Below are 25,855 nucleotides of genomic sequence, written 5' to 3'. Positions count from 1 at the left end.
TTCGTCAGGGCGTTCCAGCCAGCAGCACGACGAGGGCGCCCGCGCCGCCGTCGCTGGCGCGCGCCTGCACGAAGGCCAGCACCTCGTTCTTCTGCACCAGCCAGCGCCGCACGCGGCCCTTGAGCACCGGCTCGCGGCCCGGCGAGCCGTGGCCCTTGCCGTGCACCACGCGCACGCAGCGCAGGCCGCGCCGCGCGCTGTCATGGATGAAGAGGCCCAGGGCCTCTCGGGCCGCGTCGCGGCGCAGCCCATGCAGGTCAAGTTGGGCCTGCAGCGACCAGTGGCCGCGGCGCAGTTTGCGCACCACCTCCAGGCTGATGCCTTCGCGGCGAAAGCTCAGCGTCTCGTCGGTGTCCAGCAGCGTGTCGACGTCGATCTCGTCGGACAGGGCCTGCAGCAGCACGGCGCGCTCGTCGGCTTCGCGCTGGCGCGGCTCGGGCGCCGGCTGTTCGAGTTCGTGGATGAAGCGGTCCATGCTGCGCAGCGGCGTCACCGGGCCGACGGTCAGCTCGAAGACCCGCCTTTCCTGCTCGGCCWGGCGCACGGCGGCGGCGACGCGCTCGCGCTCGATCTCGGCCGCCAGCCTGGCCGCGGCCAGTTCGCGCGCCAGCGGCTTCAGGTCGGCGAGGCTGCGCACGGTCCTGGCGCTCACAGCAGCCCCCGCTCGGCGAAGGACACCACCTCGCCCGCGCCGACGACGAAATGGTCGACGACGCGCACGTCCACCAGGGCCAGGGCCTGGCTCAGGTGCTGGGTCAGCAGTTCATCGGCCCGCGACGGCTCGGCCACGCCGCTGGGGTGGTTGTGGGCCAGGATGGCGGCGCCTGCGCCCAGGGCCAAGGCCCGCTTGACGACCTCGCGCGGGTGCACGGTCGTCTGCGTCAGGCTGCCCTGGAACAGCGTCTCCATCGCAATGAGGCGCAGCTGAGCGTCCAGGAACAGCACCGCGAAGACCTCGTGACCCAGGCCGCCCAGGTGCAGACGCAGATAGGTCTTGACCGTGTCGACGTCGTTCATGGCCGGCTTTTCGGCCAGTTGCTGGTTCAGCGAGCGCCGCGCGATCTCCAGCACGGCGGCGATCTCGGCGCGCTTGGCGGGCCCGAGGCCCTTGACCTTGGCCAGGTCCTGAACACTCGCCGCCAGCAGCCCCGCCCAGCCGCCAAAGCGGTCCAGCAGGCTCTGCGCCAACTGCAGCACGGGCAGGCCCGGGAGGCCGGTGCGCAGCAGCAGGGCCAGCAGTTCGGCGTCCGCCAGTGCCTGCGGACCGCGGGAGAGCAGCTTCTCGCGCGGACGGGCTTCCGGGGGCAGATGGGTCAACGACATAAAATCGCGCCCAGTCTAGCCAAGCGTTTCTCTTCCTCGCATGAACCCTATCCAGGCCGGGTCCTTCCTGACCCTGCACTACCGGCTCTCGGGCCCGGACGGCGCCGACATCGTCAACACCTTTGACGACAAGCCCGCCACCCTGTCCCTGGGCGCCGGCCAGCTGTCGCCGGCCATCGAGGCGCGCCTCATCGGCCTGCCCGAGGGCGCGCACGAGCGCTTCACGCTGGCGCCGGGCGAGGCCTTTGGCGAGCGCAACCCCGAGCTGCTGCAGCGCGTGAAGCTCAGCCTGCTGCGCCAGCTGGGCGACCCGGACGAGGTCTACAACGTCGGCGACGTGGTGCAGTTCCCCGGACCGGACGGGCAGGGCGGCTACGCCGGCGTCGTGCGCGAGCTGGGCGACGAGGCCCTGCTGTTTGATTTCAACCATCCCCTCGCTGGCCAGCCGGTCAGCTTTGAGGTGCAAGTGATCGGGGTGCTGTGATGAACGCCGTCATCCTTCCCCAGGAAGTCGTGCTGGCCGAGCCACGCGGTTTTTGCGCGGGCGTGGACCGGGCCATCGAGATCGTCGAGCGGGCCCTCGTGAAGTTCGGTTCGCCCATCTATGTGCGCCACGAGATCGTCCACAACACCTATGTCGTCAACGACCTGAAGTCGCGCGGCGCCATCTTCATCGAGGACCTGGCCGAGGTGCCGCCCGGCGCGACGCTGGTGTTCAGCGCCCATGGCGTCAGCCAGGAGGTGCGCCGCGAGGCCGCCGCACGCGGCTTCACGGTGTTCGACGCCACCTGCCCGCTGGTGACCAAGGTCCACGTCGAGGTGGCCAAGCTGCACCGCGAGGGCTATGAATTCATCATGATCGGCCACAAGGGCCATCCCGAGGTCGAGGGCACGATGGGCCAGCTGTCCGAGGGCATCTTCCTTGTGGAGGACGTCGAGGACGTGGCCAAGGTGCGGGTCAAGGACCAGGCCAGGCTGGCCGTCGTCACGCAGACGACGCTGAGCGTGGACGACGCCGCCGACATCCTGGCCGAGGTGAAGCGCGTCTTCCCGCAGGTGCGCGAGCCCAAGCAGCAGGACATCTGCTACGCCACCCAGAACCGCCAGGACGCCGTCAAGGTGCTGGCGCCGCAGGTCGACGTCGTCATCGTCGTCGGCAGCCCCACCAGCTCCAACAGCAACCGCCTGCGCGAGCTGGCCGAGCGCCTGGGCACGCCGGGCTATATGGTCGATGCCGCCGAAGACCTGCGGGCCGAGTGGCTGGAAGGCCGCGCCCGCGTGGGCCTGACGGCCGGCGCCTCGGCGCCCGATGTGCTGGTGCAGGCCGTCATCGACCGCCTGCGCGCCCTCGGCGCCACGACGGTGCGCAGCCTGCCGGGCGTCGAAGAGCATGTGCGCTTCCCGCTGCCCATGGGCCTGGGCGACAAGTCCATGGCCGAGGTGAGTTCGTCCCGATCCTGATGCCGGTGCTTCCAGCTCCCGGCGGCGCCTGACATCGGCGCCGCTTGTCTATTCGATTCCCAAGGTTTTATCCCATGCTCGACATCACCCAGCTGCGCAAGGACCTCGATGCCGTCATCGAGCGCCTGAACGCGCGCAAGAACCCCCAGACCTTCCTCGACGTGGAGCGCTTCAAGTCGCTCGAAGGCGAGCGCCGCGCGGTGCAGGTGCGCACCGAGGAGCTGCAGGCGCGCCGCAACGCGCTGTCCAAGCAGATCGGCATGGCCAAGGGCAAGGGCGAAGACGCCTCGGCGCTGATGAGCGAAGTCGGTGGCATTGCCGACGAACTGAAGGCCGGCGCCGAACGCCTGGACGCCATCCAGGTCGAGCTGAACACGCTGCTGATGAGCGTGCCCAACCTGCCGGACGCCAGCGTGCCGGCGGGTGTGGATGAAAACGGCAATGTCGAAGTGCGCCGCTGGGGCACGCCCAAGTCCTTCGACTTCCCGGTCAAGGACCATGTCGACCTCGGCGCGCCGCTGGGCCTGGACTTCGAGATGGGCGCCAAGCTCTCGGGCTCGCGCTTCGCCTTCCTGAAGGGCCCGGCCGCACGCCTGCACCGTGCGCTTGCCCAGTTCATGCTCGACGTGCAGACCACCGAGCACGGCTACACCGAGTGCTACACGCCCTATATCGTCAACCGCGAGATCCTCGAGGGCACGGGCCAGCTGCCCAAGTTCAAGGAAGACATGTTCTGGGTGCTGCGCGGCGGCGACGAGGAGCAGGTCGAGCAGTACCTGATCTCCACCTCGGAAATCTCGCTGACCAACACCGTGCGCGAGAGCGTGCTCAAGCCCGAGGACCTGCCCGTCAAGCTGACGGCGCACAGCCCCTGCTTCCGTTCGGAAGCCGGCTCTGCTGGCCGTGACACGCGTGGCCTGATCCGCCAGCACCAGTTCGACAAGGTCGAGATGGTGCGCATCGAGCTGCCCGAGAACAGCATGGCCGCGCTGGAAGAGATGACCGGCCACGCCGAAGCTGTGCTTCAAAAGCTCGGCCTGCCTTACCGCACGGTGCTGCTGTGCAGCGGCGACATGGGCTTTGGCTCGACCAAGACCTATGACCTCGAAGTCTGGCTGCCGGCGCAGGACACCTTCCGCGAGATCAGCTCCTGCTCGAACATGGGCGCCTTCCAGGCCCGCCGCATGCAGGCGCGCTTCAAGAACGCCCAGGGCAAGAACGAGTTCGTGCACACGCTGAACGGCTCCGGCCTGGCCGTCGGCCGGACCTTGGTTGCCGTGCTCGAGAACTACCAGAACGCGGACGGCAGCATCACGGTGCCCGAGGCGCTGCGCCCCTATCTGGGTGGTGTCGACACCTTGCGCGGCTGAACCGAAAAATCCTGGCTATAATGCTGGGCTCAGCTCGCACCAGATTCGGAGAGGTGGCAGAGTGGTTGAATGTACCTGACTCGAAATCAGGCGGACGGTAACGTCTCGGGGGTTCGAATCCCCCCCTCTCCTCCAGACCAAGCCCGCCGGCAACCCCGGCGGGCTTTTTCTTTGTGCGCTCAGCGCGGCAGCTGTTGCAGCTCGACGCCGACCTTCACGGCTTGCGCGCCCTTGTTCGCCCACATCCAGCAATGCGCCGGCTCGGCGTCGAAGGTCTGCAGGCCCTGGGCGCGTTCGGCGCGCTCCAACCGGGCCACGTAGACGACCTCCTTGCCCTGGTGGACGTGGATGTTGAAGGGCAGGGCGGCCGTGGCCTCGAAAGACCACTGGACACGGCTGACCTTGGGCAGCTTGCCGCAGACCTCCAGCACCTCCTTGGGCGCCAGCGTCGTCGCGTGGGCGAAGCGGCCTTCGCTCGTCCAGTCGATGTCGACAACCTGCGCAGCAGCGAGGGCGGGGCCGCTCGCGGCGAGGCAGAGCAGGGTGATGGCAGTCTTCATTTCGCCACCTCGATGTGCGTGACGATGAACTGGCTGCCCTCGTGTGCGGCCTTGAAGCGCACCTTGTCGCCGACCTTGAGGCCGTCGAGCAGGCGCTTGTCGCGGGCCTGGAAGACCATGGTCATGGCCGGCATGTCCAGGGACTTGATCTCAGCATGGCGCAGCGTCAGCTTGGCCGCGGCAAGATCGATCTTGCGGATCTCGGCATCGGTCATCGCATCGGCAGCAGCCGACGCTGCGGCAGCAGGCGCTTCGGCGGCCAGGGGCAGGGCGGGTGCCGCCAGCAGCGCGGCGCAGAGAAGCAGTTTTTTCATGGATGGGATTCCTCGATTCAACGCGCGCGGACGATGAACTTGCCGCGCATGCCAGCCTGGAAATGGCCAGCGATGAGGCAGGCGAAGTCGAACTCGCCCGCACGGTTGAAGGTCCAGACGATTTCACCGGTCTGGCCCGGCTTCACATGGGCCATATAGGGCTCGTCATGCTCCATGTCCGGGAACCTCAGCATCAATGCCGCGTGTTCCTCCAGTTCCCGCTGTGTGCCGATGACAAGCTCGTGCAGTACGGCACCGCGGTTGAGCATGACGAGACGGACGGTCTCGCCCTGGCGGACTTCGACGCGCGACGGCATGAAGCGCATGTCGTCGCTCATCCTGATCTCGATGGTGCGTTTGGCGGCGCGGCGCTCGCCGGCGATGCCCCAGGGTTTCTGTTCCTTCCTGGCCGCGCCAGGCGCGCTTGCGGCATGGTCTCCGTGGGCATGGGCAGCGACAGCCGCGAAGGCCAGCGCAAACGTGATGATGAGGGTCTTCATCGTGATCTCAGTGGCCATGATGGCCGTTGGGTTTGCGGACCTGTACTTCGACGTCTGTGGGTTTGGACGCTGCGGTGTCCGGAGCCTTGGGCGCCGGCGGCGCGTCGCCCACTTCTCGCGCCAGCGTGCCGTGCGGGTGCTGGAACCAGCCAGGGTCGGCGTAGTCGCCGCGCTTGAGGCCGCGCCTGACCTTGAGCATGCTGAACATGCCACCCATCGCGACCGGGCCGAAGGGGCCCTCGCCCGCCATCATGGGCGCCGTGTTGTCGGGCAGGGGCATGCTCATCTCGGTCATGTCGTGCATGCCACGCTCGCCCATGACCATGTAGTCCGGCACCAGCTTGCGAATCTTGGCCGTCAGGCCGCTGTGGTCGACGCCGATCATGGTCGGCACCGCATGGCCCATCGCATTCATCGTGTGGTGGGCCTTGTGGCAGTGGAAGGCCCAGTCGCCTTCCTCGTCGGCGACGAACTCGACCTGGCGCATCTGGCCCACCGCCACATCCGTCGTCACCTCCGGCCAGCGCGCTGTCCTGGGCACCGGGCCGCCGTCCGTGCCCGTGACCATGAACTCATGGCCGTGGATGTGGATGGGGTGGTTGGTCATCGTCAGGTTGCCGATGCGGATGCGCACCCGGTCGCCCTGGCGCGCCACCAGCGGCGCGATGCCGGGGAAGACGCGGCTGTTCCAGCTCCACAGATTGAAGTCCAGCATGGTCATGACCTTGGGCGTCGCGCTGCCGGGCTCGATGTCGTAGGCGTTGAGCAGGAAGGCGTAGTCGCGATCGACCTCGTCGATCTGCGGGTGCTTCGCTTTCGGGTGCGTGATCCACAGGCCCATCATGCCCATGGCCATCTGCACCATCTCGTCGGCATGGGGGTGGTACATGAAGGTGCCGGGGCGGCGTGCGACGAATTCGTAGACCCAGGTCTTGCCCGGCGGGATGGGTGGCTGCGTCAGGCCGGTCACGCCGTCCATGCCATTGGGCAGGCGCTGGCCATGCCAATGCATGCTGGTGACCTCGGGCAGGCGGTTGGTCACGTAGATGCGCACCCGGTCGCCCTCGACGACCTCGATGGTGGGCCCCGGGCTCTGGCCGTTGTAGCCCCACAGATGGGCCTTGAAGCCGGGCGCCATCTCGCGCACGACGGGCTCGGCGACGAGGTGGAATTCCTTGACGCCGGCGTTCATGCGCCAGGGCGCCGTCCAGCCGTTCAGCGTGACGACGGGGTTGTAGGGCCGGCCATTGGGCGGCACGAGGGGGGCTTGCGTGTCGGGCGAGGTCTGGATGACGGGCTCGGGCAGGGTCGCGAGGGCCGCCTTGGAGACCGCGGCCAGTGACGCCAGCGTCGAGCCCGCGAGCAGGGAACGTCGGTTGAACATGGAGATGTCCTCGGGGTTCAGTGGGGCGCCGCGCCAGCCGTGGCGGGGGCTGCGCCGGCCTCGGGCAGGGCGGGGGTGGTGCGGCCCAGCAGGGCCTGGTCCAGATCGGCCTGTGCCAGCCAGAAGTCGCGCAGCGCGTCCTGCGTGGCGCTGACGGCGGCGACCTGGGCGCGGGCGTCGGCCAGCAGTTCGAAGACGCCGATCAGCATGCCGTTGTAGCGCAGCAGCTGCTCATCGGAGATGCGCCGGGCCAGGGGCAGCATCTCGTCGCGGTGGTGGCGCGCGATGTCGAAGGCGCTGCGGTAGAGGCCATAGGCCTCGCGCACCTCGGAGCGCGCGCGGATGGCCGTGTCGGCGGCCTCGTGCGCAGCCAGGTTGGCGAGGGCGTCGGCGCGCGGCAGCGGGCCTGGGCCGAACAGCGGCAGCTCCAGCGCGATCTCCCAGCCGCGCTGCGTCGGCGCCTGGTTGGACGAGTTGTGCACCGTGCCCAGTTCCAGCATGCTGACCCAGCGCGTCGTGCGCGCCAGGTCCAGCTGGCGACCGGCCTGCTCCAGCGTCAGGCGGGCGGCCTGCACATCCAGGCGCTGCGCCAGGGCCAGGGCTTCGACATCGGGTTGCTCGCGCGCGGCGGCGGGCAGTTCGGGCAAGCGCTCGGGCAGGCGCAGCGTTGCGGCGTCCTGGCCCCAGAGTCCCAGCAGGCGCAGCAGGCGCTCGCGCGTCGCCAGCCGCTGGGCCTCGGCGCGCGCCAGGGCCAGGCGCGCTTCAGCCGCAAAGCCCTGCTCGCGCGCCCGTGCCAGCGCATTGAAGTTGCCGACGGCCTGCATGCGACGGGCCAGCTCGGCGCCGGCCTCGGCGGCCTCGACGACCTGCTGGCGATAGGCCAGCGTCTCCTCGGCCGCGACGGCGCGCACCCAGGCGCGGCGTGCATCGGCGGCCAGGGCCAGCACGTCGCCGGCGGCCTGGCGCTGCTCGGCCTGCAGGCGGCGCTGCTCGGCCTGGCGCAGCAGCGGCAGGGTCAGCAGGCGGGCCAGGTCGACATGCCAGCCGCGCTCCAGTTCGATCTCGTCGCCGCGCGTGAGGCGGCTGAAGCGAAAACCCGGGTTGGGCAGGCGCCCGGCTTCGGCGACCTCGGCGGCCGTCACGCCCAGGCGCGCCAGCCGGGCTTGCAGGCCCCGGCTGTTCTTCAGCGCGAGCTGCACGGCGGCGTCGGCCGACAGCGGCTCGCGCAGGGCGTCGGCAAGCTGCTGGGCCGTCAACGCCTCCAGCGCCAGGGGCTGGCCGGTATGGGCCTGGGTCAGGCGGTTGACCTCGGCAAGGTTGGCGCCCGGATCCACGCTGGCGCAGCCGCCCAGCGCGAGGGCGGCGCCCAGCACGACAAGGCTTCTCATCGCGTCGCCTCCGGCGGCAAGGCCTCGCGCGCATAGCTGCGCCAGCCACCGACGCGGGCGACGCGCTCGTTGGCGGCGCGCCAGTCGGCGGGCGGCGGGTCGTCTGCGGGCCTGGGTTGGGCGACGCTGCGGTGAATGATGGGCGGCACGGAGGCGCGCGCGTCGCTGGGGTCGGGACGGGGCTGGGCGGTGGCGCTCAGCGCCAGCGTGGCGCCGGACAGCAGCGCCAACAGGGCAGGGGTGCAAGACATGCAAGCCTCTCGGGCAGGACGACAACCAGGCCCGCCGGCCCTCAAGGCATCGAGAGCGGCGGGAACTGCGGGGCAGAGAGGCTCAGGCCCGGGGAGGCGGGTCGGGCAGGGGCGGCACGATGCTGGCCCAGGCTTCGGCCGGCGCCTGCGCGACGCGGGCCGCCGGCGTCGCAGCTGCGGTGTCCAGCGTCAGCACCGGGGGCGGTGCGGCGGCGAGGCAACAGGGGGCGCAGAGCTTGCAAGGCTTGGCGTGGTCGTGCGACTCGCCGTGGCCTGCATGGTGCTCGTGGCCCATGTGCTGCTGCTGCTGAGTCACCGGCGGAGGCTCGCAGCCCAACTGGCCGGCCGCGAGCAGGCTGCGCAAGGGCAGCAGCACGAGCAGCAGGCAGAGGACGAGGAAGCGGCCGGGGCGACGCATGGGCGGCACTTTAACCGGCCTGCTGCAGCCAGGCCCGCGGCGACAGGCCGGCGTGACGCTGCGCGAACAGGCGGCTCAGCGCCGAGGCGTTGGCATAGCCCAGCTCCGCCGCCAGCGCCTTCAAGGGCTTGCCGGCACGCAGTTCGGCGCGGGCGATGGCCAGCCGCCAATCGGCCAGGTAGTCCGCCGGCGTCTGCCCCAGCGCATCGCGAAAGGCCTCGGCGAAGCGGCTGCGCGACATGCCCGCCGCCTGCGCCATGCTCGCCAGGCTCCAGGCCTCGCCGGGGCGTGCATGCAGGGCGGTGAGCGCGCGGGCCAGGCGTGGGTCGGCCAGGCCGCGCATCAGGCCCAGCGGCAGCGGTGCGCCGCGCTGGTCCAGCATCCAGCGCAGCAGTTGCAGCAGCAGCACCTCGAAGAGCCGGTCCGCCAGCAGGCGCTGGCCGCAGCGCACGCGCTCGGCCTCGCCGAACAGCAGTGTCAGCGTCGCGGTGATGCCCTCCACGCCGGCCAGCGGCAGCACCACCAGCGGCGGCAGCGCCTGCACGAGGGGATGGCCGGCCTCGAAGTCCAGCGTCGCGCAGACGAAGTCCGAGCCTTCGGCCGGCGCGTTGTGGAAGTCGTGCGCCAGCGGCCGCGGGTAGAAGACCAGGCTGGGCTCGCGGACCCACAGATGCTCGACGAGACCGGTCGCGGCGGCATGCCTGACCTCCATCTCGCCGTTGCGCATCACATGCAGGAAGCCGCGGCCGGGGCGGGCGTCGAAATGCGTCACGCCGCACAGCGGGCCGGCATGGAAGAGGCTGGCCCGCACGCGAAAGCGCTCGAACAGCGGGCTGAGCCGGTCCAGCGGTGGGGCCTCGGTCATCGGGACGATTGGGTTGATATATCGGACTGGATGATACCTATCGTCTTTTGAAAGGCGAGACAGTGGAGGCCTTCATCCACTGCAACTGAAAGCTGACCTTCATGAACTCCCGCCTTCCCCTCGTCTCCGCCACCGACACCCCTGCGGCCAGCCGCGCGACGCTCGACGCCGTCCATGGCGCTTTCGGCGCGACGCCGAACATGTTCCGCGCCGTCGCCAACTCGCCGGCCGCGCTGCAGGCCCTGTGGGGCTTTTTCGGCGCGCTGGGCGGTGGCAGCATTCCCGCCAAGCTCGGCGAGCAGATCGCCGTTGCCGTGGCTGATCGCAATGCCTGCGAATACTGCCTGGCCGCCCACACGGCCCTGGGCCGCAAGGCCGGTGCGACGCCCGCCGAGATGAGCGCGGCGCAGGCCGGTGAATCGGCAGACCCGGCGACGGCCGCGGCGTTGCGCTTTGCGCTCCAACTCGTCGAGCGGCGCGGCCAGGTGGATGACGCCGACGTCGCGGCGCTGCGAGCGGCAGGCTTCAACGACGGCCAGATCGTCGAGATCCTGGCGCACGTCGCGCTGAATCTGTTCACCAACTATGTGAACGTCGCGTTCGCCGTGCCGGTGGATTTCCCCGGCGTGAAGCTGCGCTCGGCAATGTGACCGGGAGGCGATGATGGCGCCGATGAAAACCGCTCTCGCCCTGCGCCATCTCGCCTTCGAAGATCTCGGCCTCATCGAGCCCGTGCTGAAGGCGCGGGGATTCGAGGTCCGCTATCACGAGGTCGGCGTCGACGACGTCGGCGCCATCGACCTCGATGCGGTCGACCTGCTCGTCGTGCTCGGCGGGCCGATCAGCGTCGAGGACGAGGAGCGCTTTCCGTGGCTGATCGACGAGGTCGCCCTGATCCGCCAACGGCTGGACGCCGAACGGCCGCTGCTCGGTATCTGCCTCGGCGCGCAGCTGATGGCGCGGGCGCTGGGTGCACGGGTGAAACCGATGGGCGTCAAGGAGATCGGCTTTGCGCCGCTGATATTGACGGCGGCAGGGCAGGGCACGGCACTGGCCGAGCTGGGCGGCCAGCCCCTGCTGCATTGGCATGGCGACCAGTTCGAATTGCCGGCCGGCATGACGTCACTGGCCGCGACGGCCACCTGCCCTCACCAGGCGTTCGCGCCGCATGACAAGGCGCTGGGGCTGCAGTTCCACCCGGAGGTGGCACCCGAGCGCTTCGAGCAATGGCTGATCGGCCACATCGACGAGCTGGAGCGCGCCGGCATTGATCCGGTTGAGCTGCGCGCCGCGATGGCATGTGAGGCCGAAGGCCTGAAAGTCGTGCTGACGCGGCTGATGACGCGCTGGTTGGACCAGACCCTGACCCCTGGCTGAGTCAGAGCCGCTCAAACACCGCTGCCGCCTCCCAAGCCGTAGTCGCAGTCGCCCAGCAGGATGGCCTGCGCGGTCTCGCGGAACGTGCCGCCCCCAGCACCACCACATCGCGCTGGCTCATGACTTCCCCTGCTTGGCAGCACGCTGCGTGATGTGGGACAAGGCCTCGGTCTGGGCCTGCCGCGCCATGTCGGCGAGCTCCTTCATGTCGGCCAGCGTCTTCTCGAAGGCCTGGCGCATGACCTCTCCCTGCTTGGCCGGGTCGGGAAGCCCGCCGCTGAGCATGCCCTGGGCGGCGGCCTGCATGCCTTGCATCGCCTCGGTCATCATGGCCGTCTGCTTGGCCGCCAGGGCCTGCATCGACGCCAGGACGGCCTGGTTGGCTTCGGTCAGTGCCTCGATGTCCTTGCGGCGCGCCTCGACGATGGCGGACATGTCGACGCCGGGCATCTTGAATTGCTCCATCATCTTGGTCACGTCACCAAAGGGATTGGTCTGATTCGCCATGATCTGTCTCCAGGTTGATAGGTTCAGCTCGTGGGCCCGGTCAGGAAGCCTGACCCAACTGCTCAAGGATGGCCGGGTTCTGTGATCACCCACATCGCTGCGCGATATGAGTGACCCCCAACCCGGCTCCGCCRCTGACGCGGCGCAAGCCCTCTTCGCTGGCTTGCCTTGAGCCGCCGGGTCAGGAAGCCTGACCCAACTGCTCAAGGATGGCCGGGTTCTCCAGCGTCGAGGTGTCCTGGGTGATCGTCTCGCCCTTGGCGAGGGAACGCAACAGGCGGCGCATGATCTTGCCGCTGCGGGTCTTCGGCAGGTTGTCACCGAAGCGGATTTCCTTGGGCTTGGCGATCGGCCCGATCTCCTTGGCGACCCAATTGCGCAGTTCGGTGGCGATCTTCAGCGCTTCGGCGCCGGTTGGCCGCGCCCCTTTCAGCACGACGAAGGCGCAGATGGATTCGCCCGTGGTGTCGTCGGGCCGGCCCACCACGGCGGCCTCGGCCACCAGATGGGTGCATGACACCAGCGCCGACTCGATCTCCATCGTGCCCATGCGGTGACCGCTGACATTGAGCACGTCGTCGATGCGACCGCCGATGGTGAAGTAGCCGGTCTGAGCGTCGCGCGTGGCGCCATCGCCAGCCAGGTAGTAGCCGCGCAACTCGGCTGGGAAATAGCTGGAGTGGTAGCGCGCTTCGTCGCCCCAGATCGTACGGATCATGGCCGGCCAGGGTTTCTTGATGACGAGCAGCCCGCTCTCGCCGTTGGGCAGGTCGCCGCCGGTTTCATCGACGATCGCGGCCATGATGCCCGGGAAGGGCAGGGTGCAGGACCCCGGCACCAGCGCGGTGGCACCGGGCAGCGGCGTGATCATCTGGGCACCGGTCTCCGTCTGCCACCAGGTGTCGACGATCGGGCAACGCCCGCCGCCGATGTGCTGGTGGTACCAGGCCCAGGCCGCCGGGTTGATGGGCTCGCCCACCGAGCCGAGGATGCGCAGGCTCTTCAGGTCGAAGCGATCCGGATGCACGGCGGCGTTGCTTTCCGCGGCCTTGATCAGCGAGCGGATGGCGGTGGGCGCGGTGTAGAAGACCGAGACCTTGTGGTCCTGGATCATCTTCCAGAAGCGGCCGGCGTCGGGGTAGGTCGGCACGCCCTCGAACATCACCTGGGTCGCGCCGACGGCCAGCGGGCCGTAGGCGATATAGGTGTGGCCGGTGACCCAGCCGATGTCGGCCGTGCACCAGAAGACATCGGCGTCGTGCAGGTCGAAGGTCCACTTCGTCGTGACCGCCGCCTGCACCAGATAGCCGCCGGAGCAATGCTGCACGCCCTTGGGCTTGCCGGTGGACCCCGACGTGTAGAGCAGGAAGAGCGGGTGCTCGGCGGCTACCCATTCGGGCTCGCAGCTGTCGGCCTGGGCGGCGGTGAGCTCGTGCATCCAGTGGTCGCGTGTCGTCCACTCGATCGCGCCGCCGGTGCGCCGGTAGACGATCACGTGGCGCACGGCTTCGCAGCCGTCCAGCGCCAGCGCCTCATCGACGATGGCCTTCAGCGGCAGTGCCTTGCCACCGCGCAGTTGCTGGTCGGCGGTGATGACGGCGACCGCGCGGGTGTCGGCGATGCGATCGCGCAGCGAAGCGGCCGAGAAGCCACCGAACACCACCGTGTGGACCGCGCCGAGCCGCGCACAGGCCTGCATGGCCACCACGCCTTCGACCGACATCGCCATGTAGATGACGACCCGGTCGCCCTTCTTCACGCCCAGCGACTTCAGGGCGTTGGCCATGCGACAGGTCTGCGCCAGCAGCTCGGCGTAGGTGGTGCGCGTGACCAGGCCGTTGTCGGCTTCAAAGATGATTGCCGTCTTGTCCCCCAGGCCGACTGAGACCTGGGCGTCCAGGCAGTTGTGCGAGACGTTCAGCGTGCCGTCCTCGAACCACTTGAAGTGCGGCGCCTCGGCACTGTTCAGCACCTTCGTGAAAGGCTGCTTCCACCGGACGAACTCGCGCGCGAGCCGGGCCCAGTAGCCCTCGTAGTCGGCGTTGGCTTCGGCCGCCAGCAGGTCGTAGGACGCGCGGCCGGCCACATGCGCCATGGAGGCCAGGGCCAACGGAGGCGCGTACAGCGTCAGGTCTTCGGCGTTGCTGGTCTCGCTCATGGGGTTTCCTTGGTCATCAATGCCCGGACGCTCCCGAGGCGCCGATGCCGGTTTCGGAGCGAACCTGCTGAGCCTCGAAACCTGCGCGGTCCTGGGCCGCCCGCGGGCTGCGGTCGAGGATGGAGAACAGCCAGATGCCGACGAAACCGATCGTCATCGAGAACAGCGCCGGCGACGCGTAGGGGAACAGGGCCGATCCCTTGGGGTTGCCGAGCGTCACCTCCCACACGGCTGGCGACACCAGCGTCAACAGCACGGAGGACACCAGGCCCAGGAAGCCGCCGATCACCGCGCCCCGGGTCGTGCAGTCCTTCCACAGCACCGACATCAGCAGCACCGGGAAATTGGCTGACGCGGCGATCGCGAACGCGAGACTCACCATGAAGGCGATGTTCTGCTTCTCGAACACGATGCCCAACAGCACCGCGACGATGCCGAGGGCGACCGTCGTGATCTTCGAGACGCGCAGCTCCGACGCGCTGTCGGCATTGCCGTGCTTCCACACCGTGGCGTACAGGTCGTGCGACACGGCGGATGCGCCCGACAGCGTCAGCCCGGCCACCACCGCCAGGATGGTCGCGAAGGCCACCGCCGAGATGAAGCCGAGGAAGACATTGCCGCCCACCGCGTTGGCCAGGTGGATGGCCGCCATGTTGCCGCCACCGAGCAGGCCACCCTTGGCGTCGAGGAATTCCGGGTTCGTCAGCACGAAGCTGATCGCGCCGAACCCGATGATGAAGGTGAGGATGTAGAAGTAGCCGATCCAGGTCGTGGCCCACAGCACCGACTTGCGCGCCTCCTTCGCATTGGGCACGGTGAAGAAGCGCATCAGGATGTGCGGCAGGCCGGCCGTGCCGAACATCAGGGCCATGCCGAAGCTGATGGCCGAGATCGGATCCTTGATGAAGCCGCCCGGGCCCATGATCGAGAAGCCCTGCGCAGCCGCATCGCCCGGCGATTTGCCGGCGGCTGCCGCGATGCCGGTCTTGATCTCGACCGACTTGGCAAACATCGCCTCGGGACTGAAGCCGAAGCCGTAGAGCACCATGAAGGCCATGAAGCTGGCGCCTGCCAGCAGCAGGCCGGCCTTGATGATCTGGACCCAGGTGGTGGCCGTCATGCCGCCGAACAGCACATAGACCATCATCAGCGCGCCGACGATGACGACGGCGATCCAGTACTCCAGCCCGAACAGCAGCTTGATCAACTGCCCCGCGCCGACCATCTGCGCGATCAGGTAGAAGGCCACGACCACCAGCGTGCCGGAGGCCGCAAAGACGCGCACCGGCGTCTGAGCAAAGCGGAACGCGGCCACGTCGGCGAAGGTGAATTTGCCGAGGTTGCGCAGCCGCTCGGCCAGCAGGAAGGTCACGACCGGCCAGCCGACAAGGAAGCCGATCGAATAGATCAGGCCATCAAAGCCGCCCACCATCACCGCGGCGGAGATGCCGAGGAAGGACGCGGCCGACATGTAGTCGCCCGCGATGGCCAGGCCGTTCTGGAAGCCGGTGATGCCGCCGCCGGCGGTGTAGAAGTCGGCTGCCGACTTGGTCTTGGCCGCCGCCCATTTGGTGATGAACAGCGTGCCGACGACAAAGATCGCGAACATGCTGATCGCGGTCCAGTTGGTGGGCTGCTTCTCGGCCTGGCCGAGGTCGGCACCCGCCGCCAGGACCGCGCTACTCCCGACGACCAGCGCCAGCGTTGCCAGCAGGCGCGGCGCGTTCATGCCAGGGCTCCCTTGGCGATCTGCGCGGTCAACGCATCGAACTCGCTGTTGGCGCGCCTCACGTAGATCGCGGTGATGGCCACCGTGAAGAGGATGATGCCCAGGCCGATCGGCATGCCGATGGTCGTGACGCCTGCACCCAGCCGGGTCGCGAGGAAGGGTTTGTCGAAGGCCACCAGCAGGATGAAGCCGTAGTACACGACCATCATCGCCAGCGTGAGCCACCAGCCAAAACGCGAGCGACTGGACTTCAGCAGTTGGTACCGTGGATCACGCGCAATGCGCGTCGTCAGGTCAGCTGGCATGACGAATGCAATCGTGTTGGCTCATGCCGGAGAGCCTGCGACATTCGTCCGTCGCTGTCCGTGCGCTTGCGAACAGTGTGTGCTGCCRTCAAACAAAAGGCCCCGGACTTGCCGGGGCCTTGAGGGGCACGAGTCGCTGGTTAGACCAGGCCCTGCTTTGAAGCCAGCACCGCCGCTTCGGCGCGGCTGGAGACGTTGAGCTTCTTGTAGATGGACTTGATGTGGTCGTTGACGGTGAACCACTTGATGCCCATCAGGTTCGCGATCTCCTTGATCGTGAAGCCCTTGCTCAGATAGGTCAGCACTTCGCTCTCGCGGGGCGTCAGGCGCTCCCACTCGGGCGGTGGGTCCAGGGCCACGCCGCGGCTGTTGGCGAAGGGAGCGTGCGCGGTCGACAGCGTGCCGAAGCCCGAGTTCAGCGGCATGGTGCCGCTGTCGCTGGCGCCGGGGCGGAAATGCGACAGCAGGCGGCGCGCGATGGCCGGCGACAGTGGCGGCTGGCCGCGCACGATGCGCTGCAACTCCTCCACCAGCACCTCGAAGCGGTCTTCCTTCAGCAGATAGCCGTCAGCGCCGCACTGCAGGGCCGGGAAGAGGTGGTCGTCGTCCGAGTACAGCGTCGTGACGATCTTGATCGCCGACGAACCCGCCAGCTCGGTGAGGAACTCCATGCCGTTGCCGTCGGGCAGCTCCAGGTCGACGAGGATGAGCTTGAAGCCGATCTCCGGATTGCCGCCCGACAGCTTGGCCACCTGGCGGCGGGCGTTCTCGAGGTCACCCACTTCCGTGAGCTCCATCGCGTCGCTGAAGCTCTCTCGCACCACGCGGCAAAGAAAGCTGCGTGCAACGGGGTTGTCTTCGATGATGAGAACTTTGACGGTCATGGCGCGTGGGGACGGCTGTCGAATTCGACCGATGGGAATGTAGCGCACCGCCCCCTAGAAGCTTGGGTAGATCGTCCTTGCCCAAGCCCCCGGTTCAGGCTTCACGAATTGGTAAGAACTAACTTGCCGACGACTTCGCGGGCCGCCATGCGCGCGAAGGCAGCGGGCAATTCCTCCATGGGCAGCACGCGATCCAGCACCGGTTTGATCTTGCCGGCGGCATACCAGGCGGCCAGCTCGCCGAGCATGCGGGCGTTGTTTCCAGGCTCGCGCTTGGCGAATTCGCCCCAGAACACGCCGACCAGGGACGCCCCCTTCAGCAGGGCCAGGTTCAGCGGCAGCGCCGGGATCTGGCCTTGCGCGAAGCCGATGACGAGATAGCGGCCACGCCAGGCGATGGAACGGAAGGCGGCTTCGGCCAGATCGCCGCCGACCGGGTCGTAGATGATGTCGGGGCCCTTGCCCCCGGTCAGGGCCTTCAGCTCATCGCGCAGGTTCTGTGTCGCGTAGTTGATCGCGGCGTCGGCGCCCAGGCCCTTGCAGGCTTCACATTTGGCATCGCTGCCGGCGGCGGCGATGACGCGCGCGCCGGCGGCCTTGGCGATCTGGATGGCCGCCGTGCCCACGCCGCCGGCCGCGCCGAGGATGAGCACGGTCTCACCGGCTTTCAGCGCCGCGCGGTCCATCAGCGCGTGGTGGCTGGTGGCATAGGTGCAGATGAAGGCGGCCGCGTCCTCGAAGCTGAAGCCATCGGGTAGCGGCATGGCCAGCATGGCCGGGATGCAGACCTCGGTGGCGAAACCGCCCAGGCCGCCGAAGGCCGCGACGCGCTGGCCGACGGCGAAGCCCTTGACCCCTTCGCCCACCTCGGTGACGACGCCCGAGAACTCCGTGCCCGGCACAAAGGGCAGGGGCGGCTTCATCTGGTATTTGTTCTGCACGATGAGCAGGTCGGGAAAATTCAGGCTGGCGGCCTTGATCTGAACCCGGATCTGGCCCGCTGGCAGCGCAGTGGCTGGCAGTTCGCGCCATTGCAGCGCCTCGACGCCCACCGGGTTCTCGCAGAGCCATGCCTTCATCGTCGTCTCCTGATTTCGTGAATTCACGATGATAGGAATCAAGGTGGTTACACCCGGTCTCGCAGGTGACGCCCTCCCTACAATTGGCCCCCATGCGCATCCTGATTTCCAACGACGACGGTTACCTCGCGCCCGGCCTGGCGGCCCTGGTGAAAGCCTGTGAAGGCCTGGGCGAGATCGAGGTCATCGCCCCCGAGCAGAACGCCAGCGGCACTTCCAACTCGCTGACGCTGAACCGCCCCCTCAACGTCTACCGCGCCGCCAACGGCTTCCGCTACGTCAGCGGCACGCCGTCCGACGGTGTCCACCTCGCCCTGACCGGCCTGCTGGGCTATCGGCCCGACCTGGTGCTGTCGGGCATCAACAACGGCGCCAACATGGGCGACGACACGCTGTACTCCGGCACCGTCGCCGCGGCCACCGAGGGTTATCTGTTCGGCATCCCGTCCATCGCCTTCTCGCAGTCCGAGAAGGGCTGGGTCGAGCTGGAGGCGGCGGCGCGCACGGCGCGCAGCGTCGTCGAGCAGGTGATCAAGGGCGGCCTGGGCCAGGGCTTTCTGCTGAACGTCAACATCCCCAACCGGGCCGACGCCGACCAACTGCCGCGCAAGATCACCCGGCTGGGCCGGCGCCATTCCAGCGAAGGCATCATCGAGCAGGTCAACCCGCGCGGCGAAACCATCTACTGGATTGGCCCGGCCGGTGACGCCCGCGATGCCGGCGAGGGCACGGATTTCCACGCCACCGCCAACGGCCAGGTGTCGATCACGCCGCTGCAGGTCGACCTCACCGAACATTCGGCTCTCGGCGCCTGGGCGCAGCGCCTGGGCCTGTGACGGCATGTCCACTCCCAAGCGCTTCCCTGCCAGCCTGAAGTCGGCCACGTCACCGCAGCGTGAGCTGCTGATGCCGCAGCGCCATCTGCACCAGGCCACGCGGGACGCAGCCCGGCTGGCGCGCCCCAGCGGTACGGGGCTGGACAGCGGCGCCGTGCGCCAGCGCATGGTCGACAGGCTGCGGGCCGAGGGCAAGTTCGACGAGCATGTGCTCGCTGCGATGGCCACCGTGCCGCGCCACGAGTTCGTCGACAGCGCGCTGGCCGCCCAGGCCTATGAGGACACGGCCCTGCCCATCGGCCATGGCCAGACCATCTCCAAGCCTTCGGTCGTTGCCCACATGCTGGGCCTGCTGATGGCCGGCGCCGGAGCGCGCCAACGCGGGTCGCTGGGCCGGGTGCTGGAAATCGGCACGGGCTGCGGCTACCAGGCCGCCGTCATCGCGTTGCTGGCGCGGCAGCTGACGTCCATCGAGCGCCTGCAGGGCCTGCATGACAAGGCCAAGCTCAATCTGCAGCGCGTCGGCCTGCCGCGCGTGCCGCGCCTCATCTGGGGCGACGGCCGCCTCGGCCACGCGGCCAGCGGCCCCTTCGACTGCATCATCGCGGCGGCCGGCGGCGAGGACATTCCCGCCGCCTGGACCGAGCAACTGGCACCCGGCGGGCGCCTCATCGCCCCGACGGCGGCCAGCGGCCGGGGCCAGGTGCTGGTCGTGCTGGATCACCTCGTCGAAGCGGGCGTCAGCCGCTGGGCGCGCAGCGAGCATGAGGCCGTGCTCTTCGTCCCCCTAAAATCCGGCGTCCTCTGACTGGGCCGTCGGCGCACCGCGCCACACAATCGGGTCGGCCTTCCAACGTGCTCTAGCCACACGATGCCCTCAAGCCTGCGCCTTTTATTCACTGCCATCACCACCTCGCTGCTGCTGAGCGCCTGCGGCGTCACGCCGCGTCACCCCGCGCCGGTCGAGGACCGCAATCCCCAGCCGGCCACGGCCGCCGTGGCGCCGGCCGCACCCGCATCGGCAGCGTCCGCACCCGAGGTCAAGCCGCCGCTGCCGGGCGCCGAGAACGCGGGCAAGGCTGGCTACTACACCGTCAAGCCGGGTGATGCGCTGATCCGCATCGCGCTGGACAACGGCCAGAGCTGGCGCGATGTGGCCAAGTGGAACAACCTTGAGAACCCCAACCGCATCGAGGTCGGGCAGGTGCTGCGCGTCGTGCCGCCGGGCGTCGACGCCAATGCCGTGACGTCCAAGCCCATTGCGGGTGCGGGCAAGGTCGAATCTCGCCCGCTGGACGCCAAGCCGCCCGTCGCCGCCGCGAGCGCGCCACCGGCCACGCCGACGACTTCGCCCACGCCGGCCGCATCGGAAGACGACAGCATGGCCTGGGGCTGGCCGGTCAGCCAATCCATCAGCGCCGGTTTCGACGAGCAGCGCAACAAGGGCCTGGACTTTGCAGGCAAACCGGGTGACCCGGTGCTGGCTGTCGCCGATGGTCGCGTTGTTTACGCTGGTTCGGGGTTGCGCGGCTACGGCAACTTGGTCATCATCAAGCACAACAGCACCTACCTGACGGCGTATGCCCACAACCGGGCGATGCTGGTCGAGCAGGACCAAGTCGTACGCAAAGGTCAGAGGATTGCCGAGATGGGTTCCACCGAGAGTGATACCGTCAAGTTGCACTTTGAAGTGCGCAAGCTCGGCAAGCCTGTCGATCCGGCCAAGTTGCTGCCGGCGCGCTGAGAAGCGCCGGCTAGCGAACGCCGATGCACCGGGCCAGCGACCACGTCATGAAACGCGCTGCGCCCAAACTCAACGGTCACGGCAGCAATGGCGGCGAGCCCGCCATCATGTTGTCGGCGATGAACGGCGGCGGCGATGCCGAGCCGGCCGCCGAGAGTGGTGCCGAAGAGGGCCAGGCGCCGCGCAACGGGGGTGAAGAGGTTGAACTCGGCAACGCGCTGCAGGCCTATCTGCGCGACATCCGCCGCACGCCGCTGCTGACGCCTCAGCAGGAGTTCGACACGGCCCAGGCGGCGCGGGCGGGTGATTTCGATGCCCGCCAGGCCATGATCGAGCACAACCTGCGCCTGGTCGTCAGCATCGCCAAGAACTACCTCGGCCGCGGCCTGCCGATGAGCGATCTCATCGAAGAAGGCAACCTCGGCCTGATGCATGCCATCAGCAAGTTCGAGCCCGAACGGGGCTTCCGCTTCTCGACCTATTCGAGCTGGTGGATACGCCAGAGCATCGAGCGCGCGCTGATGCACCAAGCCCGCCTCGTGCGCTTGCCGGTGCACATCGTGCGCGAGCTCAACCAGGTGCTGAAGGCTCGCCGTGCGCTCGAGGCGCTGCAGAGTGCCAACGGCTCCGAAGGCCGCGTGCGTGCCGAGGACGTCGCCCAGGCGCTGGGCCGCCCGGTCGACGAGGTGGCCGAGCTGCTGGCCTATGCCGAACTGCCGAGCTCGCTGGATTCGCCGGTGGACCGCAATGGCGAGGGCGGCGAGTCCATGCTCGACCTCGTCGCCGACGATCAGGCCATCGACCCGATGGGCCTGCGCCTGTCGCATGAGGTCGAGGAACTGCTGCAGCACGGCTTGGCCAGCCTCAACGACCGCGAGCGCGAAGTGCTGTCGGGCCGCTACGGCCTGTCGGACCGCGAGCCCGAGACGCTCGACGTGCTGGCGATCCGTCTGAAGCTCACGCGCGAGCGCATCCGCCAGATCCAGATCGAGGCGCTGGCCAAGTTGAAGCGCAACATGATGCGTCACGGGGTAGATCGGGACTCGATCTTCTGACCATTGGTGYGAGCCTCGGATAATCCGGGGATGACTCAAACAACAACGGATTGGCTCAAGGTCGAGAGCATCGAACTTGAGGCGCAGGGCGTGGCGCACAACGCCGAGGGCAAGGTGGTCTTCATCGACGGCGCCTTGCCGGGCGAGATCGTGAAGGCGCAGATCTCGCGCCGCAAGAACAACTGGGAGCAGGGCCAGCTCACCGAGATCAAGAAGGAAAGCCCGCTGCGCGTGACGCCGGGCTGCCCCCATTTCGGCCTGCATGCGGGCGCCTGCGGTGGTTGCAAGATGCAACATCTGCAGGCCGGTGCCCAGGTCGCCGTCAAGCAGCGCGTGGTGGAAGACCAGCTCTGGCATCTCGGCAAGGTCAAGCCCGAAGTGCTGCTGCGGCCCATCGAAGGCCCGACCTGGGGCTACCGTTACCGCGCCCGCTTCTCGGTGCGCTATGTACAGAAGAAGGGCGTCGTGCTGATCGGCTTCCACGAGCGCAAGAGCCGCTATGTGGCCGACATGCAGGTCTGCAAGGTCGTGCCCAAGGTGGTCAGCGACCTGCTGATGCCGATGCGCGAGCTGATCATGGCCATGGCCGAGCGCGACCGCCTGCCGCAGATCGAGCTGGCCATGGGCGACGAGGTCATCGCGCTGGTGCTGCGCCACCTGAACCCGCTGCCGGACGGCGACATCGCGCTGCTGCGCGAGTTCGCCGCCAAACACTGCGTGCAGTGGTGGCTGCAGCCCAAGGGGCCGGACACGGTCAAGCTGCTCGACGAAGGCGGCCCGCAGCTGGCCTACCGTCTGCCCGAGTTCGGCGTGACCATGCCTTTCAAGCCGACGGATTTCACCCAGGTCAATCCGCACATCAACGCGACGCTGGTCGGCCGCGCGCTGCGCCTGCTGGCCGTGCAGCCGGACGAGCGCGTCATCGACTGGTTCTGCGGCCTGGGCAATTTCACGCTGCCGCTGGCGACGAAAGCGCGTGAGGTGCTGGGCATCGAGGGCAGCGAGACCCTGGTGCAGCGCTCGCGCGAGAACGCGGCCGCGAATGGCCTGGCGCACAAGACGAGTTTCGTCGCGCGCAATCTGTTCGAGATGACGCCCGAGCTGCTGGCCCTGGACGGCGTTGCCGACCGCTGGCTCATCGACCCACCGCGCGAAGGCGCCTTTGCGCTGGCCAAGGCGGTGGCCGACATCGCCCAGGACCCGTCGCTGGCACCCGGCTGGACGCCGCCCAAGCGCATGGTCTACGTCAGCTGCAACCCGGCAACGCTGGCGCGGGATGCCGGCCTGCTCGTCAATGTGGCGGGCTATCGCTGCACGGCGGCCAGCGCCGTCAACATGTTCCCGCACACGGCGCACGTCGAAAGCATCGCGGTCTTTGACCGCTGAAGCACTGTCAGGTCGGCCTGTGGCGGCTCCGGCTCGCCACGGTTGAGTTGCGCCTGTCTCCGCGTAAGTCCGGGGTGTCGATTCCGGGTTGCTGGACAAAATAGATAAACATTGCTGTTTAGTGGTGTTTATCTATCCACAAGAATTCCGGAGACAAGAGGCTGGCCATGTTCATCCAATTCAAGTTCGCTCGACTCCTGGGTCTGGCCTGGCTGGCGCTAGGCCTGTCGGGGGCCGCCCAGGCGCAAGGGGATGGCGCCGCGATGCCGGCGGCGCTCAAGCGCGGCATCAACATCGTTGGCTACGACCCGATCTGGACCGAACCGGCCAAGGCGCGATTCCAGCCGCGGCATATGCAGGTCATCCGCGACGGCGGCTTCGACCACGTGCGCTTCAACCTGCACGCCTTCGCTCATATGGACGCGGAGAACCGCTTGTCAGCGGCGTGGTTCAAGCAGCTGGACGAGTTGGTGGACGCCGGCCTCAAGGCGGGCCTGCAGGTCATCCTGGATGAGCACAACTTCAACGAGTGCGCCAAGGCGACCGACATCGACCCTTGCCGAGCCCGGCTCAAGGCCTTCTGGCGTCAGGTCGCGGCGCGCTACAAGGGCTCGCCGGATGCGGTGATCTTCGAGATCCTGAACGAGCCCAACGGCGCGGCCGACGCGGTCTGGAACGACATGCTGGCCGAGAACCTGGCCATCATCCGCGAGTCCAACCCGACCCGGCGCGTCATCGTCGGCCCCAAGGGCTGGAACTCGATGGAGCATCTGGACAGCTTGCGCCTGCCCGAGTCCGACCGGCGCCTCATCGTCACCTTCCACTACTACACGCCGATGGAGTTCACGCACCAAGGTGCGAGCTGGACACCGCAGTTCCAGAAGCTGTCTGGCGTGACCTGGGGCACCACGGCTGACCGGGAGAAGCTGCAGAAGGACCTGGACTTCGTCAAGACCTGGGCAGACAAGACCGGCCGGCCCATCCTGATGGGCGAGTTCGGTGCGCTGGAGAGCGCTGGCATGGCGCAGCGTGTGGGCTGGACGGCTGCCGTGACCCGCGCGGCCGAGGCGCGCGGCTTTGCGTGGTCTTACTGGCAGTTCGACTCCGATTTCGTGCTGTGGGACATGAAGGCCGACGGCTGGGTCAAGCCCATCCATGGCGCCCTGGTGCCGGAGAAGGCTGGCGTGGCGGCACCTGCGGCCCGGGCGACGGACCCGGCGCTGGACTACCTGATCAATACCCCGCGCGTCACGGCCTGGTCGGTCTATGGCGACGGCCAGTCCACTGAGCAGGTGCCTTGCGCCGCGACCGGCAAGGTCTGCCTGCGTGTGGCTTTGGCCTCAAGCAAGCCCAACCCCTGGGACATTGGTGCCGTCGTGCCATTGCAAGGCAGCATCGCCAAGGGCGACAAGCTGCAAGTCATCGCCTGGGCTCGGCTGGACACCGAGGACGCCAAGGCCAAGGTCGTCGTACCCATGCTGCTGCAGGTCGGCGCGCCGCCCTACACGGCCGTGATCTCGGGCTCCGTGACGCTGACCAGCAAGCTGGAGCCCATCGCCATCGGCGGCGTGGCGGCCGACAGCTTTGCCGGCGGCACGGTCAACCTCGCGCTGCAGCTGGGCCAGATTGGCCAGCCCATCGTGCTCAGCGCGCCCTTTGTGCTGAAGAATTACAAGCCCTAGTAGACCGTGACGCCCCAAGAGAAAAGGCGGCCGAGGCCGCCTTTTCATTGGGCTGGAAAACGCTCAGTCGCGCTCGCCGCCGAAGATGCCCAGCAGGGACAGCAGGCTCTGGAACACGTTGTAGATGTCCAGGTAGATGGCCAGCGTGGCGCTGATGTAGTTGGTCTCGCCGCCATCGATGACGCGCTTGATGTCGTACAGCATGAAGGCCGAGAAAACGCCCAGCATCAGCACCAGGATGGTCAGCATCAGCGCCGACGACTGCAGGAAGATGTTGGCGATGCAGGCCACGAACAGCACGACGGCGCCGACCGCCAGGAACTTGCCCATGGACGACAGGTCGCGCTTGATGACGGTGGCCAGCGTGGCCATCGTGAAGAAGACCGCTGCCGTGCCGCCGAAGGCCGTCATGACCAGGCTGGCGCCGTTGCGGTAACCCAGCACCTGGGCGATCAGTCGCGACAGCATCAAGCCCATGAAGAAGGTGAAGCCCAGCAGGGCCACGACGCCCGCGCTGCTGTTCTTGGTCTTCTCGATGACGAACATCAGGCCGAAGGCGCCGATGAAGAAGACCGCGGTGCTGATGCCGAAGCCCATCTTGGCCATGAAGCCGGTGGACACGCCGATCCAGGCGCCCAGCACCGTCGGCACCAGCGACAGGGCCAACAGCCAGTAGGTGTTGCGCAGCACGCGCTGGCGGTCGACGGCCAGGCCGCCGGCGTAGCCATAGGAATTTTGCAGACTCTCGTTCATGACGATGCTCCGGGGACAAGTTAACCGCGGGAATTCTAGGCTCCCGCCAGGCCGCTACATTGGGGCCTATCCCTTGGAAAGCAAGACCATGAAACAGCAATCTCAACTCGAACTCGCCGACGTCAAACGCATCGCCGCCGCCGCGGAAGCCCATGCCCTCAGCAAGGGCTGGGCGGTATCCATCGCCATCGTCGACGCCGGCGGCCATCTGCTGTGGCTGCAGCGCCTGGATGGCGCCTCGCCCAGCTCCGCCATGTTTGCACCCGCCAAGGCGCACACCTCGGCATTGGGCCGGCGTGAATCCAAGATCTACGAGGACATGATCAACGGCGGCCGTCAGTCCTTCCTCAGCGTGCCGGGCATGCACGGCCTGCTGGAGGGCGGCGTGCCCATCCTCGTCGACGGCCAGTGCGTGGGCGCGGTCGGCGTCAGTGGCGTCAAGTCCAGCGAAGACGCCGAAATCGCCAAGGCGGGCATCGCAGCGCTTTGAGGCGGTACTTTGCGGCGTCACGAAGCCGTCGCGAGG

Annotated in this window: 29 protein-coding genes and 1 tRNA gene; 13 read left to right on the top strand and 17 right to left on the bottom strand. The window is 68.1% G+C overall.

Features of this window, described 5'->3' with window-relative positions; genetic code table 11:
• Positions 1–4: 4 nt before the first annotated feature.
• Both AC1D2H_RS09910 and radC read right to left on the bottom strand, forming a co-directional pair.
• Complete coding sequence (locus AC1D2H_RS09910) at positions 5–652, bottom strand: Smr/MutS family protein (protein WP_478010808.1); 648 nt, start codon at positions 650–652, stop codon at positions 5–7.
• Entirely contained in the window at positions 649–1,323 is a 675-nt protein-coding gene (gene radC, locus AC1D2H_RS09905) for a RadC family protein (protein ID WP_478010807.1), read from the bottom strand. Before radC ends, AC1D2H_RS09910 begins: the two co-directional genes overlap by 4 nt.
• Positions 1,324–1,363: 40 nt before the next feature.
• Here radC and AC1D2H_RS09900 point away from each other — a divergent pair, with 40 nt between their 5' ends.
• The 4 genes from AC1D2H_RS09900 (at position 1,364) to AC1D2H_RS09885 (ending at position 4,289) form a co-directional block, all read left to right on the top strand.
• Positions 1,364–1,807, top strand: a complete 444-nt coding sequence (locus AC1D2H_RS09900; protein ID WP_477936131.1) for an FKBP-type peptidyl-prolyl cis-trans isomerase — start codon at positions 1,364–1,366, stop codon at positions 1,805–1,807.
• Entirely contained in the window at positions 1,807–2,784 is a 978-nt protein-coding gene (gene ispH, locus AC1D2H_RS09895; protein WP_478010806.1) for a 4-hydroxy-3-methylbut-2-enyl diphosphate reductase, read from the top strand. The genes AC1D2H_RS09900 and ispH overlap by 1 nt, the downstream gene beginning before the upstream one ends.
• 74 nt (positions 2,785–2,858) lie before the next feature.
• Entirely contained in the window at positions 2,859–4,154 is a 1,296-nt protein-coding gene (gene serS / locus AC1D2H_RS09890) for a serine--tRNA ligase (RefSeq protein WP_478010805.1), read from the top strand.
• A 47-nt stretch (positions 4,155–4,201) separates the two neighbouring features.
• Positions 4,202–4,289, top strand: a tRNA-Ser gene (locus AC1D2H_RS09885).
• A 44-nt stretch (positions 4,290–4,333) separates the two neighbouring features.
• Here AC1D2H_RS09885 and AC1D2H_RS09880 read toward each other — a convergent pair.
• The 8 genes from AC1D2H_RS09880 to AC1D2H_RS09845 all read right to left on the bottom strand — a co-directional run bounded on the left by AC1D2H_RS09880 (position 4,334) and on the right by AC1D2H_RS09845 (position 9,834).
• Entirely contained in the window at positions 4,334–4,714 is a 381-nt protein-coding gene (locus AC1D2H_RS09880) for a hypothetical protein (RefSeq protein ID WP_478010804.1), read from the bottom strand.
• On the bottom strand, positions 4,711–5,028 hold the full coding sequence (locus AC1D2H_RS09875) for a copper-binding protein (RefSeq protein WP_478010803.1): 318 nt from the start codon (positions 5,026–5,028) through the stop codon (positions 4,711–4,713). The genes AC1D2H_RS09880 and AC1D2H_RS09875 overlap by 4 nt, the downstream gene beginning before the upstream one ends.
• Positions 5,029–5,045: 17 nt before the next feature.
• Entirely contained in the window at positions 5,046–5,528 is a 483-nt protein-coding gene (locus AC1D2H_RS09870) for a cupredoxin domain-containing protein (RefSeq protein WP_478010802.1), read from the bottom strand.
• 7 nt (positions 5,529–5,535) lie between these two features.
• Complete coding sequence (locus AC1D2H_RS09865) at positions 5,536–6,912, bottom strand: multicopper oxidase family protein (protein WP_478010801.1); 1,377 nt, start codon at positions 6,910–6,912, stop codon at positions 5,536–5,538.
• Positions 6,913–6,929: 17 nt separating this feature from the next.
• Complete coding sequence (locus AC1D2H_RS09860) at positions 6,930–8,300, bottom strand: TolC family protein (RefSeq protein WP_478010800.1); 1,371 nt, start codon at positions 8,298–8,300, stop codon at positions 6,930–6,932.
• A complete protein-coding gene (locus AC1D2H_RS09855; RefSeq protein WP_477936718.1) occupies positions 8,297–8,551 on the bottom strand; it encodes a hypothetical protein in 255 nt (84 codons plus the stop codon). Before AC1D2H_RS09855 ends, AC1D2H_RS09860 begins: the two co-directional genes overlap by 4 nt.
• A gap of 82 nt (positions 8,552–8,633) precedes the next feature.
• Positions 8,634–8,969 (bottom strand): hypothetical protein, encoded by a 336-nt coding sequence (locus AC1D2H_RS09850; protein ID WP_477936716.1) that lies wholly within the window; start codon positions 8,967–8,969, stop codon positions 8,634–8,636.
• Between the two features lie 10 nt (positions 8,970–8,979).
• Positions 8,980–9,834, bottom strand: a complete 855-nt coding sequence (locus AC1D2H_RS09845; protein WP_478010799.1) for a cupin domain-containing protein — start codon at positions 9,832–9,834, stop codon at positions 8,980–8,982.
• 101 nt (positions 9,835–9,935) lie between these two features.
• On the opposite strand from AC1D2H_RS09845, the gene AC1D2H_RS09840 reads away from it, so the two are divergent.
• A complete protein-coding gene (locus tag AC1D2H_RS09840) occupies positions 9,936–10,484 on the top strand; it encodes a carboxymuconolactone decarboxylase family protein (RefSeq protein ID WP_477936712.1) in 549 nt (182 codons plus the stop codon).
• Between the two features lie 22 nt (positions 10,485–10,506).
• Positions 10,507–11,211 carry a glutamine amidotransferase gene (locus AC1D2H_RS09835; RefSeq protein ID WP_478010798.1) on the top strand — a complete coding sequence of 235 codons (705 nt, stop codon included), beginning with the start codon at positions 10,507–10,509 and terminating at the stop codon, positions 11,209–11,211.
• Positions 11,212–11,328: 117 nt separating this feature from the next.
• Here AC1D2H_RS09835 and phaP read toward each other — a convergent pair whose 3' ends face one another.
• The 6 genes from phaP to AC1D2H_RS09805 all read right to left on the bottom strand — a co-directional run bounded on the left by phaP (position 11,329) and on the right by AC1D2H_RS09805 (position 17,873).
• Complete coding sequence (gene phaP, locus AC1D2H_RS09830) at positions 11,329–11,718, bottom strand: TIGR01841 family phasin (RefSeq protein ID WP_477936708.1); 390 nt, start codon at positions 11,716–11,718, stop codon at positions 11,329–11,331.
• 181 nt (positions 11,719–11,899) lie between these two features.
• Positions 11,900–13,876 (bottom strand): acetate--CoA ligase, encoded by a 1,977-nt coding sequence (acs, locus tag AC1D2H_RS09825; RefSeq protein ID WP_477936706.1) that lies wholly within the window; start codon positions 13,874–13,876, stop codon positions 11,900–11,902.
• Positions 13,877–13,892: 16 nt separating this feature from the next.
• Positions 13,893–15,605, bottom strand: a complete 1,713-nt coding sequence (locus AC1D2H_RS09820) for a cation acetate symporter (RefSeq protein ID WP_478010797.1) — start codon at positions 15,603–15,605, stop codon at positions 13,893–13,895.
• Positions 15,602–15,910 carry a DUF485 domain-containing protein gene (locus tag AC1D2H_RS09815; RefSeq protein WP_477936702.1) on the bottom strand — a complete coding sequence of 103 codons (309 nt, stop codon included), beginning with the start codon at positions 15,908–15,910 and terminating at the stop codon, positions 15,602–15,604. The genes AC1D2H_RS09820 and AC1D2H_RS09815 overlap by 4 nt, the downstream gene beginning before the upstream one ends.
• Before the next feature lie 140 nt (positions 15,911–16,050).
• Positions 16,051–16,794, bottom strand: a complete 744-nt coding sequence (locus AC1D2H_RS09810; protein ID WP_477936700.1) for a LuxR C-terminal-related transcriptional regulator — start codon at positions 16,792–16,794, stop codon at positions 16,051–16,053.
• Between the two features lie 101 nt (positions 16,795–16,895).
• Positions 16,896–17,873, bottom strand: coding sequence for an NADPH:quinone oxidoreductase family protein (locus tag AC1D2H_RS09805; protein WP_477936698.1), 978 nt, complete (start codon positions 17,871–17,873; stop codon positions 16,896–16,898).
• A gap of 92 nt (positions 17,874–17,965) precedes the next feature.
• Between AC1D2H_RS09805 and surE the strand changes: the two genes are divergently transcribed.
• The 6 genes from surE (at position 17,966) to AC1D2H_RS09775 (ending at position 24,576) form a co-directional block, all read left to right on the top strand.
• Positions 17,966–18,709, top strand: a complete 744-nt coding sequence (gene surE, locus AC1D2H_RS09800; RefSeq protein WP_477936696.1) for a 5'/3'-nucleotidase SurE — start codon at positions 17,966–17,968, stop codon at positions 18,707–18,709.
• Between the two features lie 4 nt (positions 18,710–18,713).
• A complete protein-coding gene (locus AC1D2H_RS09795; RefSeq protein WP_477936694.1) occupies positions 18,714–19,517 on the top strand; it encodes a protein-L-isoaspartate(D-aspartate) O-methyltransferase in 804 nt (267 codons plus the stop codon).
• A gap of 63 nt (positions 19,518–19,580) precedes the next feature.
• Positions 19,581–20,453, top strand: a complete 873-nt coding sequence (locus AC1D2H_RS09790) for a peptidoglycan DD-metalloendopeptidase family protein (RefSeq protein WP_478010796.1) — start codon at positions 19,581–19,583, stop codon at positions 20,451–20,453.
• Between the two features lie 47 nt (positions 20,454–20,500).
• On the top strand, positions 20,501–21,508 hold the full coding sequence (gene rpoS / locus AC1D2H_RS09785; protein ID WP_477936690.1) for an RNA polymerase sigma factor RpoS: 1,008 nt from the start codon (positions 20,501–20,503) through the stop codon (positions 21,506–21,508).
• 30 nt (positions 21,509–21,538) lie between these two features.
• Entirely contained in the window at positions 21,539–22,894 is a 1,356-nt protein-coding gene (gene rlmD / locus AC1D2H_RS09780) for a 23S rRNA (uracil(1939)-C(5))-methyltransferase RlmD (RefSeq protein ID WP_477936688.1), read from the top strand.
• 167 nt (positions 22,895–23,061) lie between these two features.
• Positions 23,062–24,576, top strand: a complete 1,515-nt coding sequence (locus tag AC1D2H_RS09775) for a glycoside hydrolase family 5 protein (RefSeq protein WP_478010795.1) — start codon at positions 23,062–23,064, stop codon at positions 24,574–24,576.
• Positions 24,577–24,639: 63 nt separating this feature from the next.
• Here AC1D2H_RS09775 and AC1D2H_RS09770 read toward each other — a convergent pair whose 3' ends face one another.
• Complete coding sequence (locus AC1D2H_RS09770) at positions 24,640–25,329, bottom strand: Bax inhibitor-1/YccA family protein (RefSeq protein ID WP_477936684.1); 690 nt, start codon at positions 25,327–25,329, stop codon at positions 24,640–24,642.
• Positions 25,330–25,417: 88 nt separating this feature from the next.
• On the opposite strand from AC1D2H_RS09770, the gene AC1D2H_RS09765 reads away from it, so the two are divergent.
• Positions 25,418–25,819 carry a GlcG/HbpS family heme-binding protein gene (locus AC1D2H_RS09765; RefSeq protein WP_310268192.1) on the top strand — a complete coding sequence of 134 codons (402 nt, stop codon included), beginning with the start codon at positions 25,418–25,420 and terminating at the stop codon, positions 25,817–25,819.
• The last annotated feature ends 36 nt before the right edge of the window (positions 25,820–25,855 follow it).

Source organism: Roseateles sp. P1_C1_2, assembly GCF_056406535.1.
This window is presented reverse-complemented; position numbering and strand designations above follow the sequence as displayed.

Excerpts from the sequence above, each read along its gene's own strand:
- AC1D2H_RS09810 (WP_477936700.1), bottom strand. The coding sequence starts at position 16,794 with ATGACCGTCAAAGTTCTCATCATCGAAGACAACCCCGTTGCACGCAGC.
- AC1D2H_RS09880 (WP_478010804.1), bottom strand. The coding sequence starts at position 4,714 with ATGAAGACTGCCATCACCCTGCTCTGCCTCGCCGCGAGCGGCCCCGCC.
- phaP (WP_477936708.1), bottom strand. The coding sequence starts at position 11,718 with ATGGCGAATCAGACCAATCCCTTTGGTGACGTGACCAAGATGATGGAG.
- AC1D2H_RS09855 (WP_477936718.1), bottom strand. The coding sequence starts at position 8,551 with ATGTCTTGCACCCCTGCCCTGTTGGCGCTGCTGTCCGGCGCCACGCTG.
- AC1D2H_RS09805 (WP_477936698.1), bottom strand. The coding sequence starts at position 17,873 with ATGAAGGCATGGCTCTGCGAGAACCCGGTGGGCGTCGAGGCGCTGCAA.
- AC1D2H_RS09850 (WP_477936716.1), bottom strand. The coding sequence starts at position 8,969 with ATGCGTCGCCCCGGCCGCTTCCTCGTCCTCTGCCTGCTGCTCGTGCTG.
- AC1D2H_RS09835 (WP_478010798.1), top strand. The coding sequence starts at position 10,507 with ATGAAAACCGCTCTCGCCCTGCGCCATCTCGCCTTCGAAGATCTCGGC.
- AC1D2H_RS09795 (WP_477936694.1), top strand. The coding sequence starts at position 18,714 with ATGTCCACTCCCAAGCGCTTCCCTGCCAGCCTGAAGTCGGCCACGTCA.
- rpoS (WP_477936690.1), top strand. The coding sequence starts at position 20,501 with ATGAAACGCGCTGCGCCCAAACTCAACGGTCACGGCAGCAATGGCGGC.
- AC1D2H_RS09790 (WP_478010796.1), top strand. The coding sequence starts at position 19,581 with ATGCCCTCAAGCCTGCGCCTTTTATTCACTGCCATCACCACCTCGCTG.
- AC1D2H_RS09770 (WP_477936684.1), bottom strand. The coding sequence starts at position 25,329 with ATGAACGAGAGTCTGCAAAATTCCTATGGCTACGCCGGCGGCCTGGCC.
- AC1D2H_RS09775 (WP_478010795.1), top strand. The coding sequence starts at position 23,062 with ATGTTCATCCAATTCAAGTTCGCTCGACTCCTGGGTCTGGCCTGGCTG.
- ispH (WP_478010806.1), top strand. The coding sequence starts at position 1,807 with ATGAACGCCGTCATCCTTCCCCAGGAAGTCGTGCTGGCCGAGCCACGC.
- surE (WP_477936696.1), top strand. The coding sequence starts at position 17,966 with ATGCGCATCCTGATTTCCAACGACGACGGTTACCTCGCGCCCGGCCTG.
- AC1D2H_RS09900 (WP_477936131.1), top strand. The coding sequence starts at position 1,364 with ATGAACCCTATCCAGGCCGGGTCCTTCCTGACCCTGCACTACCGGCTC.
- AC1D2H_RS09820 (WP_478010797.1), bottom strand. The coding sequence starts at position 15,605 with ATGAACGCGCCGCGCCTGCTGGCAACGCTGGCGCTGGTCGTCGGGAGT.
- AC1D2H_RS09860 (WP_478010800.1), bottom strand. The coding sequence starts at position 8,300 with ATGAGAAGCCTTGTCGTGCTGGGCGCCGCCCTCGCGCTGGGCGGCTGC.
- rlmD (WP_477936688.1), top strand. The coding sequence starts at position 21,539 with ATGACTCAAACAACAACGGATTGGCTCAAGGTCGAGAGCATCGAACTT.
- AC1D2H_RS09845 (WP_478010799.1), bottom strand. The coding sequence starts at position 9,834 with ATGACCGAGGCCCCACCGCTGGACCGGCTCAGCCCGCTGTTCGAGCGC.
- serS (WP_478010805.1), top strand. The coding sequence starts at position 2,859 with ATGCTCGACATCACCCAGCTGCGCAAGGACCTCGATGCCGTCATCGAG.
- AC1D2H_RS09875 (WP_478010803.1), bottom strand. The coding sequence starts at position 5,028 with ATGAAAAAACTGCTTCTCTGCGCCGCGCTGCTGGCGGCACCCGCCCTG.
- AC1D2H_RS09765 (WP_310268192.1), top strand. The coding sequence starts at position 25,418 with ATGAAACAGCAATCTCAACTCGAACTCGCCGACGTCAAACGCATCGCC.
- acs (WP_477936706.1), bottom strand. The coding sequence starts at position 13,876 with ATGAGCGAGACCAGCAACGCCGAAGACCTGACGCTGTACGCGCCTCCG.
- AC1D2H_RS09865 (WP_478010801.1), bottom strand. The coding sequence starts at position 6,912 with ATGTTCAACCGACGTTCCCTGCTCGCGGGCTCGACGCTGGCGTCACTG.
- AC1D2H_RS09815 (WP_477936702.1), bottom strand. The coding sequence starts at position 15,910 with ATGCCAGCTGACCTGACGACGCGCATTGCGCGTGATCCACGGTACCAA.
- AC1D2H_RS09840 (WP_477936712.1), top strand. The coding sequence starts at position 9,936 with ATGAACTCCCGCCTTCCCCTCGTCTCCGCCACCGACACCCCTGCGGCC.
- radC (WP_478010807.1), bottom strand. The coding sequence starts at position 1,323 with ATGTCGTTGACCCATCTGCCCCCGGAAGCCCGTCCGCGCGAGAAGCTG.
- AC1D2H_RS09870 (WP_478010802.1), bottom strand. The coding sequence starts at position 5,528 with ATGAAGACCCTCATCATCACGTTTGCGCTGGCCTTCGCGGCTGTCGCT.